The organism is Mesorhizobium sp. M1428, from assembly GCF_040317515.1.
Classification (GTDB): domain Bacteria; phylum Pseudomonadota; class Alphaproteobacteria; order Rhizobiales; family Rhizobiaceae; genus Mesorhizobium.
The window spans coordinates 1-11,373 of sequence record NZ_JAMYKT010000055.1 but is presented as its reverse complement, the minus strand read 5'-3'; the positions used below and the strand labels follow the sequence as shown (position 1 = coordinate 11,373).

Below are 11,373 nucleotides of genomic sequence, written 5' to 3'. Positions count from 1 at the left end.
TCATTCAACCCTCCTTCGGCTTTTCCGGCCGAAATAGAATCGAGCTTCGCCGCAAAGCGCAACCCAGATGTGTGAATGCGATAGCGATCGACGGGGTAGAGGAAGGGTGCGAGCCTATTGCAGCCAACGCTCCTCAACCAGACTCCCTCCTTCTCCCGCCGTCAGCGGGCTCCCTTCCTCTCCCTCCGGAGGGGGGAGAGGTGGCTCGGCGAAGCCGAGACGGAGTGGGGGAAGGCGGTCCTCAAACGCCAAGCCGCTGATAAGTAAGCGCGACCGAGCCGGTATGATATCAGCGTGAGTCAGATAAATCACGGTCTCGTACCGGCCGGCACTACCTACAGCGCCGACAGTTTGAGCTCGATCCGCTCGGCCGGGAAGCGTGACTCCGAAAACTGGATAGGCCGACCGTCGGGCGTGACGTTGACGGCGACCGTGACCAGCACGATGGCGCCGGGCTGCAGGTCGAGGTCAGCAAGGTCGGCGGCATCGGCATGGCGCGCCGACAGCACGGTCGATTGCCGGAGATAGTCGTCAATGCCGAAACGTGCCAGCGATGCGGTGATCGAACCGGTTTCCGCCATGGCGGCATCGATGCCGGCAAAGCGGCTGGCATCGAACCAGCCGGCCGCGCGGGACACCGGCATTCCATCGGCTTCGCCGCGCGTTTCCAGGCGTATCACATCGGCCCCCTTCGCAAGGCCCAAGCCCTCTGCGACACGACGGTCGGCGGGCTCGACCGATGACGCGAGCAAGGTGATATGCCGCTCGGACGCCTGTCCTTGCAATCCCTCGGAAAAGCGGGTGCGGGCGCCGATCGGATAGGACAGGCGCCTGCGCGACAGCACGAAGGTGCCGCGCCCCTGCTCCGCCCTGAGCACGCCCTCCTGCACCAGCGCTGCGATAGCGCTGCGCACCGTGTGACGGTTGACGCCATAGCGTCCGGCCAACGCGATCTCGGGCGGCAGCGCGGCATTCTCGGGAAAATCGCCGACGGCGATTGAATGCAGGATCTGGTCGGCGATCTGTCGCCACAGCGCGACACCGCTGCGCCGCTCGATGCTGTTGGCTTGTCCGATCATTTCCGCCCCCGATCTTTTTTGCCCCAGACATTTTCCTCGTGTCATGCACTCGTCATGGACACGCATTAGAAAATAGATATAATTTGTATAGTTGTCTATATCAATAGACAAGTTTTTGGTGACAAGGGACTATTAACCATGCGAGGACGGGAAGCGCGAGAGCAGGCCGAGCGCAAGGCCGTGATGGCGACGCTGTCACAATCGACCGGCGACGACATCGTCCGCCTGTGGGACGAAGCCGGCCTGCCTTGCGAAGCGGAACTTCTGCGTGGCCCCGAAACCGGCTTGGTCACGGTACGTGGCCGCATCGGCGGCGGCGGCGCTCCCTTCAATGTCGGCGAGGCGACGGTCACCCGTGCCACGGTACGGCTTGCGTCCGGCCATGTCGGCCACTGCTATGCGCTCGGCCGCGACAAGCAGAAGGCAAGGCTGGCGGCAATCGCCGACGCGCTCTGGCAGGACCCGGCCCACCGCAACGAGGTCGAGACCAAGGTCGTCGCGCCCTTGCAGGCCGCACTGGCCAAGGCACGTGACCAGCGCCGCGCCGAGACGGCTGCGACCAAGGTCGATTTCTTCACCATGGTGCGCGGAGAAGACTGATGGATATCGCCACTCAATCCATCGAAGGCGGCTTCGCCGATCCGGTATTCAACGCCCAGACCGTATTCCGCGCCGTCATGGACGCGATGGCGCGGCCGGGCAGCGTGCAGCCGCTGCCGGCCCTCGCCCACCCGCCGGCGCCGCTATCGGCCACCGCCGGGGCCGTCGCGCTGGCGTTGTGCGACAACGACACGCCGCTCTGGCTCGACCCGGCCTTGCAGGGATCGGCAGCGGTGAAATCCTGGCTTGGCTTCCATACCGGGGCGCCGCTGGCCAACACCCCGGCCGACGCGCATTTCGCGCTGATCGCCACGGCGGCCGAGATGATGGCGCTCGACGGGTTTTCGCAAGGCACCCAGGATTATCCCGACCGTTCCACGACGCTGATTCTCGGGGTCGGCGATCTCGTCTCCGGCGCTCCGCTGCTGCTCGAAGGCCCCGGCATCGAGAAGACGGCGACGATCGCGCCTGCGCAAATGCCGCGTCATTTCGTCGAGCAATGGAAGCAGAACAATCAGCGCTTTCCGCGTGGCGTCGACATCATCCTCGCCACGTCCGACGCGATTGCCTGCCTGCCGCGCACGACGCGCATCAAGACGATGGAGGCATAGCATGTACGTTGCGGTAAAGGGTGGCGAAGCGGCCATTCGCAATGCTCACAAACTGCTCGCCGACCGCCGGCGCGGCGACCGATCGGTGCCCGCACTTCGCCTCGACCAGATCGTCGAGCAGCTGGCGCTGGGCGTCGACCGGGTGATGAGCGAAGGTTCGCTCTACGACAGGGAATTGGCGGCACTGGCCATCGTCCAGGCGCGCGGCGACATGATCGAGGCGATCTTCCTGGTTCGCGCCTATCGCACGACGCTGCCGCGTTTCGGCTACACCAGGGCGATCGACACCGGCACGATGCTGGTCGAGCGGCGCGTGTCGGCGACCTACAAGGACCTGCCCGGCGGCCAGTTGCTCGGCCCGACTTTCGACTACACCCATCGGCTGCTCGATCCCGAGCTTGCCGCCGGCGGCGATGTCGCCGAACCGGAACAGCGTGCCGGCGAAGCGGAGGCGATGCCGCGCGTCTCCGCCATCCTCGCCCGCGAAGGCCTGATCGAGCCCGACGGCGACATGCCAGGTGATCATGTCCCCGGCGACATCACCCGCGAGCCGCTCGAATTCCCGATGGCGCGTGACATCCGCCTGCAGGCGCTGTCGCGCGGCGACGAGGGGTTTCTGCTGGCGCTCGGCTATTCCACCCAGCGCGGCTACGCGCGCAACCATCCCTTCGTCGGCGAGGTTCGCATCGGCGAGGTCGAACTCGAACTGGACGTGCCGGAACTGCCCTTTGCCGTGCCGCTCGGCAGCATCCGCGTCACCGAATGCCAGATGGTCAACCAGTTCAAGGGCTCGGCCAAGGCGCCGCCGCAATTCACCCGCGGCTACGGCCTTGTCTTCGGCCAGAGCGAGCGCAAGGCGATGGCCATGGCGCTATGCGACCGCGCGCTGCGCGCCTCGGAGTTCGGGGAGGACGTCGTTGCCGCCGCGCAGGACGAGGAGTTCGTCATCTCGCATTCCGACAATGTCCAGGCGACCGGCTTCGTCGAGCATCTGAAGCTGCCGCACTATGTCGACTTCCAGGCCGAGCTCGACCTCGTGCGCCGCATGCGCGCCGAGCACGACGCTCGCGAAAATGCCGGCAAGGGCGAAGAGAAGAGGCAAGCCGCGGAATGACTTCAGTTAGCTCCACCACCGTGACTTCCCCCGTCTGGGGAATGGCCTCCGGATCCGCCGTAACCGCTACTGCTGCCGACGGTCTCGCCTTGCGCGCCTTCCCTCGGCTCAGGAAGAACCATTCTACGAAGCACAAAGGCAACCACCCCGACGAACACCAGCAACAGTATTCCGAGGCGCATCCATCCGATCGGGGTCATCGGAGCCCAGCCCCTTTTACGTGTCTTGGAACTCAATTCGGTAGCACAGAGCGGAAGCGATCGCCATGACCGACATCGCCACCTACAACTTCGCCTATCTCGACGAACAGACCAAGCGGATGATCCGCCGCGCCATCCTCAAGGGCATCGCCATCCCTGGCTATCAGGTGCCGTTCGCGTCGCGCGAAATGCCGATGCCCTATGGCTGGGGCACCGGCGGCGTGCAGGTCACGGCTTCGATCATCGGCCCGGACGATGTGCTCAAGGTCATCGACCAGGGCGCCGACGACACCACCAATGCGGTTTCGATCCGCGCTTTCTTCAAGAAGGTCGCCAATGTCGCGGTCACCACCGAGACGGCGAAGGCGACGATCATCCAGACGCGTCACCGCATCCCCGAGTATCCGCTGAGTGCCGGCCAGGTGCTGGTCTACCAGGTGCCGATCCCCGAGCCGCTGCGCTTCCTCGAGCCGCGCGAAACGGAGACGCGCAAAATGCATGCGCTGGAGGAATATGGCCTCATGCATGTGAAGCTCTACGAGGACATCGCCAGGCACGGCCGCATCGCCACCACCTATGCCTATCCGGTCAAGGTGGAGGGCCGCTATGTGATGGATCCGTCGCCGACACCGAAATTCGACAATCCGAAGATGCACCGTTCGCCGGCTTTGCAATTGTTCGGCGCGGGCCGCGAAAAGCGCATCTATGCACTGCCGCCCTTCACCGACGTCGTCAGCCTCGACTTCGAGGATCATCCGTTCGAGGTGCAGACCTTCGACCAGCCCTGCGCGCTGTGCGCGGCCGAGAACGTCTATCTCGACGAAGTCATCCTCGACGACCATGGCGGCCACATGTTCGTCTGCTCCGACACGGATCATTGCGAGAAGCGGCGGGCCGAAGGCCATCGCGGCCACCTTGCGCCCGAGACCCCCCTTGCCCAGGAAAAAACGGAGCCGGCGCAATGACCGACGAACCGCTGCTGCGCGTTTCGGCGCTGTCCAAATTCTACGGCTCGCGGGTCGGCTGCGAGAACGTCACCTTTGACCTCTGGCCGGGCGAAGTGCTGGCGGTGGTCGGCGAATCCGGTTCCGGCAAGACAACTTTGCTCAACTGCCTGTCGACGCGGTTGCTGCCCTCTTCAGGCACCGCCAGCTACCGCATGCGCGACGGCCAGTTCCGTGAGCTTTACCGCATGAGCGAGGCCGAGCGCCGCTTCCTGATGCGCACCGACTGGGGCTTCGTCCACCAGAACCCCGCCGACGGGTTGCGCATGACGGTGTCGGCCGGCGCCAATGTCGGCGAACGGCTGATGGCGGTCGGCGACCGCCACTATGGAAAAATCCGCGCCACGGCCGTCGACTGGCTGTCGCGCGTCGAGATCGACGAAGACCGCATCGACGACGAGCCTCGCGCCTTTTCCGGCGGCATGCGCCAGCGCCTGCAGATCGCCCGCAATCTCGTTACCGGGCCGCGGCTGGTGTTCATGGACGAGCCGACCGGCGGCCTCGATGTTTCGGTGCAGGCGCGCCTGCTCGACCTGCTGCGCGGCCTTGTCACCGATCTCGGCCTCGCTGCCATCGTCGTCACCCACGATCTCGCCGTGGCGCGGCTGTTGTCGCAGCGCATGATGGTGATGAAGGACGGCCGCGTCGTCGAAAGCGGCCTCACCGACCGCGTCCTCGACGATCCGCGCGCGCCCTACACCCAGCTTCTTGTTTCTTCCATTCTGCAGGTGTGAAGATGGCAACCCCGCTCGTTGTCTCCGATGTCGCCAAGAGCTTCACCATGCATCTGCGCGACGGCATCAAACTGCCGGTGGTCGCCGGTGTCTCGTTCGCGATCAGGGCCGGCGAATGCGCCGTGCTCGGCGGCCCGTCCGGCGCCGGCAAGAGCTCGATCCTGAAAATGCTCTACGGCAATTATGCCGTCGATGAAGGCCAGATCATCGTCCAGCATGAGGGTGGGCTCATCGATCTCGCCACGGCCAGCCCGCGCACCGTGCTTGCGGTGCGCCGGCTCACCATCGGCTATGTCAGCCAGTTCCTGCGCACTGTACCGCGCGTCTCGGCGCTCGATGTCGTCGCCGAACCGCTGGTCGAGCGCGGCGAAGAGCGCGAGGTCGCGCGCGAAAAGGCGCGCGCCTTGCTGGCGCAGCTGAACCTGCCGGAAAAACTCTGGGCGCTGCCGCCGGCAACCTTCTCCGGCGGCGAGCAGCAGCGCGTCAACATCGCGCGCGGCTTCATCACCGACCATCCGATCCTGCTGCTCGACGAGCCGACCGCCTCGCTCGACGCCAGGAACCGCGACGTGGTGATTTCCCTGATCGCCGCCAAGAAGGCGGCGGGCGTCGCTTTGCTCGGCATCTTCCACGATCACGACGTACGTGAGGCGGTCGCCGACCGCGTCATCGACGTGACCGCCTTCGCTGCCGGGAAAATCGCCGCATGACCAGGAAGCTGTCGGAGGCGCCGCTGGTCCACGAGACGGCGGAAGTCGAGAACTCGACGCTTGGCCGCTGGACCGAGATCGCCGAGCGCAGCCGGGTTTCCGAAAGCATAATCGGCGACTATTCCTACATGATGCAGGACTGCGGCGTCTGGTGCGCGACGATCGGCAAATTCGCCAACATCGCCGCAAGCGTCCGCATCAATGCCACAAATCATCCGACCTGGCGGCCGACGCTGCACCATTTCACCTATCGCGCTTCGGACTATTGGGACGACGCCGAACACGAGAGCGAGTTTTTCGCTCAGCGCCGCGCCAAACGCGTCACCATCGGTCATGACACCTGGCTCGGCCATGGCTCGACCATCCTGCCCGGTATTACCGTCGGCGACGGCGCGGCGGTCGGTGCCGGGGCGGTGGTGTCGAAGGACGTCGCTCCCTACACCATCGTCGGCGGCGTGCCGGCCAAGCCGATCCGCGAACGCTTCGACCGCCGCACCGCAGAGCGCTACCAGGCGCTCGCCTGGTGGGATTGGGACCACGCAAGGCTGCGCGCCGCCCTCGACGATTTTCGGGAGCTGTCGGCGGAGGCTTTCCTGGAGAAGTATGGCGGCTGAGGGTCGTGAAATGGTGAATAGTGAATGGGGGCAGCGGACAGGTTTCGAGGCTCAGGAAAGCCTTTCTTATCACCATTCACCATTCACCATTCACCATTCACCATTCACGCGCTGGATTGGTCGCGCTGCTCCAGCCTGTGGACGTTAACAAAACTGACATCGTTCCGACACCGCAGGTTCACGTGGCTGCGCTAGCGAGGGTTAATAGACCTTCAATTGCGATTGGACTGGAGCCTGCACCATGTCAGCTACGCTCGAAATCCGCGGCGTCACCCGCCGGTTCGGCAAGAACACCGCCGTCAGCAACGTTCACATCGCGATCCCGCAAGGCCAGATGGTCGGTATCATCGGTCGCTCCGGCGCCGGCAAATCGACGCTGCTGCGCATGATCAACCGTCTCATCGATCCGAGCCAGGGATCCATCCTGTTCGACGGCGTCGAGGTCTCCGGGTTGCGCGGCTCGCCGCTCCGGCGATGGCAGCGCGACTGCGCCATGATCTTCCAGCAGTTCAATCTGGTGCCGCGCCTCGACGTGCTGACCAATGTGCTGCTCGGCCGGCTCAACCACCGCTCGACCCTGTCCAACCTGTTCGGCATGTTTTCCCGCGGCGAATGCGCCGAAGCGGTGGCTGCCCTCGAGCGCCTCGACATTGCCCGCACCGCGCTGCAGCCTGCCGGCACGCTTTCCGGCGGCCAGCAGCAGCGCGTTGCGATTGCGCGCGCCATGATGCAGCAGCCGAAGGTGCTGCTGGCCGATGAGCCGATCGCTTCACTCGATCCGCTTAACGCCAAGGTGGTGATGGATTCGCTGCAGGACATCAATTTGCGCGAAGGCATCACCGTCATCACCAATCTGCACACGCTCGACACGGCCCGCACCTATTGCAACCGCATCATCGGCATGGCCGCCGGCAAGGTCGTCTTCGACGGCCCGCCCGAAGCCCTCAACCGCGAGGCGGTGCGCACGGTCTACGGCGCCGACGGCAATGGCGGCGAGATCTCCGAGGCCATCACCTCGACCAGTGTCGCCATCAAACAGAAAATCGCTGCATCCGCCGGACCGCTCGAGCCAGCGTTTCCTGGTTACTGAGAACGGCCTGATCGCCCGCCCGCGTCAAAGGCACCTGTCAAAAAATTCGAACGCTACCGGCGCGAGGCCGGGACCAACAGGAGAGAGATAATGTTCAGGAAGATGGTTTTTGGCGCCGTTTCATTGCTCGCCATCGCGGCAAGCGCCGCTCACGCCCAGGATATCAAGGAATTCCGCATCGGCATCCTTGGTGGTGAAAACGAAGCGGACCGGCTGCGCAACTTTCAGTGCCTCGCCGATCACATGAAGTCCGAATTCGGCTTCGAAAAGGTCTCGCTGTTCCCGGCCGCCGACTATGATGGCGTGATCCAGGGCCTGCTCGGCGGCACCCTCGATTTCGCCGAGCTTGGCGCGTCGGGCTATGCCAGCGTCTACCTCAAGGATCCGAACGCCGTGACCCCGATCCTCACCACCCAGCAGACCGACGGCGCGACCGGCTATTATTCGATCGGCCTGGCGCTGAAGTCGTCCGGCATCACCGACATCAAGTCGGCAAAGGGCAAGAAGCTCGGCTATGCCGACCCGGATTCGACCTCCGGCTACCTGATCCCGCTGACCCAGATCCCGAAGGACACGGGCGCTTCGAACGAGACCTTCTTCGCCTCGACCGAGTTCAATGGCGGCCACGAGAACAACCTCCTCGCCGTCCGCGACGGCAAGGTCGATGTTGCGGTTGACGATTCCTCGGGCATCGGCGACTTCAAGAACGGCTACACCTCCGGCACCTTCCACAAGGAAGTCGCCAAGGGCGCCGTCGACCCCAACGATTTTGTCGAAGTCTGGCGCTCCGGCTTGATCCCGAATGGCCCGCTGGTCGTGCGCACCGCGCTCGGCGGCGATATGAGCGCCAAGCTCGCCAACTTCTTCACCAGCCTGCCGGCCAAGGACAAGCCTTGCTTCGAGGCCATCGAAGGCGGCGATTTCACCGGCTACGTTCCGGTGAAGCCGGACTTCTACAGCGTCATCGTCGAAGCCCGCAAAGCCGCGATCGGCGGCTGACGACAATTGCGGAAAGGGCGGCGTCCATTAGAGCTACGTGCGTCCACTTGGACGCACAAAGTACGCTCTAACACTTAGATGCCGCATCGTGCTTTCCGAAAGTCGAACTTCGACTTTCGGGCCGATGCGGTCGCCGCCCTTTTTGCGTGTCCGCTCGTGACCCCATATGACCTTCGCCTCTACAATTCGTTCAGACGCGGTCCGGCAGGTAGCAGACGCCTGGCGACGCCAGAAGTCCTTGCGCCGGTTCTACACGGCGCTCGGCATCGGCTTGCTGCTTGTCGCCATGTGCACAGCCATGTGGTTCGCCGACGAGGCCAATGCCGGACATTTCTTCGATCGGCTGCCGCACATACTGGATTTCCTTAGCTGGCTTGTTCCCAAGGACTGGAACGACGTTTGGCGGGCGCTGTTCGACATCGCATCGCCGCACGACAAGGGCAGCCAGGAGTTCAACTTCCCGCTTGGCCGCGTCTATCTCTGGGGCGGCTTTTATCTACCCGAATATTTCGAGCTGATGCTCACCACGCTTAACGTGGCGCTGGTTTCCACTTTCATCGGCTTTGTCTTTGCGGTGCCCTTTTCCTTCATCGCGGCCCGCAATTTGACCCCCAGTCCGGTGCTCAGGCTCGTCGTCAAGCGCTTCATGGAACTGCTTCGCGCCTTCCCGGAGATCGTCATTGCCGGCCTGTTCGCAGCCATCCTCTCGACCGGCCCGGTCGCAGCCATCATCGCCATCGGCCTGCATTCGATCGGCGCCCTCGGCAAGCTCTTCTACGAGATCAACGAAAACATCGACATGCGCGCCGAAGAAGGCCTGCGCGCTGTCGGCGCGAACTGGTTCGAGCGCGTGCGCTTCGCCGGCCTGCCACAGGTGCTGCCGAATTTCATGTCCTACACTCTGCTCAGGATCGAGATCAATGTCCGCATCTCGACCATCATCGGCGCGGTCGGCGGTGGCGGCATCGGCGAGGAACTGAAGCTCTCCATCTCGCGCGGCTTCGGCGCCAAAACGCTTGCACTGGTGCTGCTGCTGTTCACGACGATCTTCCTCGTCGACCAGTTCTCTGCCTGGCTACGCCGCAAGCTCGTCGGCGAGCAGGCATTCATGATGGGCGCCTGACCATGATCCCAAAAAGCATGCCCTCGGGCCTGGCCAGAGGGTGGATTCCGGTTTTTGGAAAAGATCATGGCAAATCAACACGAAGACTGCCCATGGCCACGATGACCGCCGATGAGATTCAGGCGATCGAGGAGCGCTTTCCCCAAGTGTTCCGGCGGCCCCTGTACAAACGCTTCGGCCCGCTGGTCCTGTTCACCGGCATCCTGCTCTACCTCCTCTACGCCTTGTGGTTCTTCAGCCTGCCGCAAGTTCTGAGGGAATCGCACTGGGAGCGCCTGCCGCTCTTCCTGACGCAATGGATCAGCTACGATCTGCAGCCGGAATTCCGCCTCGACCAGCCTCAGATCACACCCAGATACCCGCGTTTTTCGGCGCTCGGCGAAGACCCGCATCCCGATTGGGTCATCACCAATGCCAACGGCTCCTACACCATCCTGATCGACGGCCGAGCCAAATCCGTCACCTTCGACAAGGCCGAGGCGACGCTGGTCGCCAATGGCCAGGCGGTGCCGGTGTCGTTGACCAGCGGCAAACCCGTAATATCCGGCCCTGTGCCCGAGTGGATCACCGCGCACGACGATGAGATCGTCGCCAGAATGGGCTTTGCCGGCGAGGTCCGGATAACCGTCGATCGCGTCAAGGTCCGCAAGCGCTTCCTCGGCTGGGCGAATTTCGTCTTCGACACACGCTCGCCCTTTTTCGGCAAGTCGCCCGGCGAGGTGGTCTCGTTGCTCATGTCCGGGCCCCAGCTCAAGCCGGGCACATCGAACATTGCGCTGGCTGCCGACAATATCTGGAACAACGCCCAATGGCAGCATGGCGACGTCTGGACGAAGCTGTTCCAGACCATCGTCATGGCATTTCTCGGCACCTTGCTCGGCGGCATCGTTGCCTTCCCGCTCGCCTTCTTCGCCGCCCGCAACATCACCCCAAGCGGCATGCTCAGCCAAGTGCTAAAGCGGTTCTTCGATTTCATGCGTTCGGTCGACATGCTGATCTGGGCGCTGTTCTTCACCCGCGCCTTCGGCCCGGGCCCGCTTGCCGGCAGCGCCGCGATTTTCTTCACCGAGATCGGCACGCTCGGCAAAGTCTATTCGGAAGGCCTCGAGAACATCGACGACAAGCCACGCGAGGGCATCCAGTCGACGGGCGCCAGCGGCTTGCTGGTGCAGCGCTATGGCGTGCTGCCGGAGGTGATCCCGGTCTTCATCAGCCAGACACTCTATCAGTGGGAATCCAACACCAGGGGCGCGACGATCATCGGCGCCGTCGGAGCCGGTGGCATCGGCCTGAAGCTCTGGGAGGCGATGCGCACCAATTCCAACTGGGCCAATGTCTTCTACATGGTGCTCTTGGTCCTGCTCGTCGTTTTCATCTTCGACAACATTTCCAATTTCCTGCGCCGCCGCTTGAGCAGGACGATCCACGACTACAACCGGATCCAGGCCAGCCAGGGCTGACTCATCCCTGCGGCGAAATCTCGCGAGAGGTCGGC

12 protein-coding genes are annotated in these 11,373 nt (G+C 63.7%); 11 read left to right on the top strand and 1 reads right to left on the bottom strand.

Annotated features, from left to right (window positions below; genetic code table 11):
• Positions 1 to 335: 335 nt before the first annotated feature.
• Complete coding sequence (phnF, locus tag NKG60_RS31885; protein ID WP_352976659.1) at positions 336 to 1,079, bottom strand: phosphonate metabolism transcriptional regulator PhnF; 744 nt, start codon at positions 1,077 to 1,079, stop codon at positions 336 to 338.
• A gap of 138 nt (positions 1,080 to 1,217) precedes the next feature.
• Here phnF and phnG point away from each other — a divergent pair, with 138 nt between their 5' ends.
• From phnG to phnE (NKG60_RS31830), 11 genes are all read left to right on the top strand, one after another.
• Positions 1,218 to 1,679, top strand: coding sequence for a phosphonate C-P lyase system protein PhnG (phnG, locus tag NKG60_RS31880; protein WP_352668720.1), 462 nt, complete (start codon positions 1,218 to 1,220; stop codon positions 1,677 to 1,679).
• The gene (phnH, locus tag NKG60_RS31875) at positions 1,679 to 2,290 is read left to right on the top strand and encodes a phosphonate C-P lyase system protein PhnH (protein ID WP_352668722.1); all 612 of its coding nucleotides are present in this window, start codon (positions 1,679 to 1,681) and stop codon (positions 2,288 to 2,290) included. The genes phnG and phnH overlap by 1 nt, the downstream gene beginning before the upstream one ends.
• 1 nt (position 2,291) lies before the next feature.
• Positions 2,292 to 3,404 (top strand): carbon-phosphorus lyase complex subunit, encoded by a 1,113-nt coding sequence (locus NKG60_RS31870; RefSeq protein WP_352976657.1) that lies wholly within the window; start codon positions 2,292 to 2,294, stop codon positions 3,402 to 3,404.
• A 265-nt stretch (positions 3,405 to 3,669) separates the two neighbouring features.
• A complete protein-coding gene (locus NKG60_RS31865; protein WP_292665040.1) occupies positions 3,670 to 4,569 on the top strand; it encodes an alpha-D-ribose 1-methylphosphonate 5-phosphate C-P-lyase PhnJ in 900 nt (299 codons plus the stop codon).
• Positions 4,566 to 5,342, top strand: coding sequence for a phosphonate C-P lyase system protein PhnK (gene phnK / locus NKG60_RS31860; RefSeq protein ID WP_065009749.1), 777 nt, complete (start codon positions 4,566 to 4,568; stop codon positions 5,340 to 5,342). The genes NKG60_RS31865 and phnK overlap by 4 nt, the downstream gene beginning before the upstream one ends.
• Before the next feature lie 2 nt (positions 5,343 to 5,344).
• On the top strand, positions 5,345 to 6,052 hold the full coding sequence (phnL, locus tag NKG60_RS31855; RefSeq protein ID WP_352668726.1) for a phosphonate C-P lyase system protein PhnL: 708 nt from the start codon (positions 5,345 to 5,347) through the stop codon (positions 6,050 to 6,052).
• Entirely contained in the window at positions 6,049 to 6,666 is a 618-nt protein-coding gene (locus NKG60_RS31850; protein ID WP_352668728.1) for a DapH/DapD/GlmU-related protein, read from the top strand. The genes phnL and NKG60_RS31850 overlap by 4 nt, the downstream gene beginning before the upstream one ends.
• A 241-nt stretch (positions 6,667 to 6,907) precedes the next feature.
• Positions 6,908 to 7,756: a phosphonate ABC transporter ATP-binding protein gene (phnC, locus tag NKG60_RS31845; protein WP_352668730.1), complete on the top strand. Its 849-nt coding sequence runs from the start codon at positions 6,908 to 6,910 to the stop codon at positions 7,754 to 7,756.
• Positions 7,757 to 7,846: 90 nt separating this feature from the next.
• Positions 7,847 to 8,755, top strand: a complete 909-nt coding sequence (gene phnD / locus NKG60_RS31840) for a phosphonate ABC transporter substrate-binding protein (RefSeq protein WP_352668732.1) — start codon at positions 7,847 to 7,849, stop codon at positions 8,753 to 8,755.
• A gap of 166 nt (positions 8,756 to 8,921) precedes the next feature.
• Positions 8,922 to 9,878, top strand: a complete 957-nt coding sequence (gene phnE / locus NKG60_RS31835; RefSeq protein WP_352668734.1) for a phosphonate ABC transporter, permease protein PhnE — start codon at positions 8,922 to 8,924, stop codon at positions 9,876 to 9,878.
• Between the two features lie 92 nt (positions 9,879 to 9,970).
• The gene (gene phnE / locus NKG60_RS31830; RefSeq protein WP_352668737.1) at positions 9,971 to 11,338 is read left to right on the top strand and encodes a phosphonate ABC transporter, permease protein PhnE; all 1,368 of its coding nucleotides are present in this window, start codon (positions 9,971 to 9,973) and stop codon (positions 11,336 to 11,338) included.
• Positions 11,339 to 11,373 lie beyond the last annotated feature (35 nt).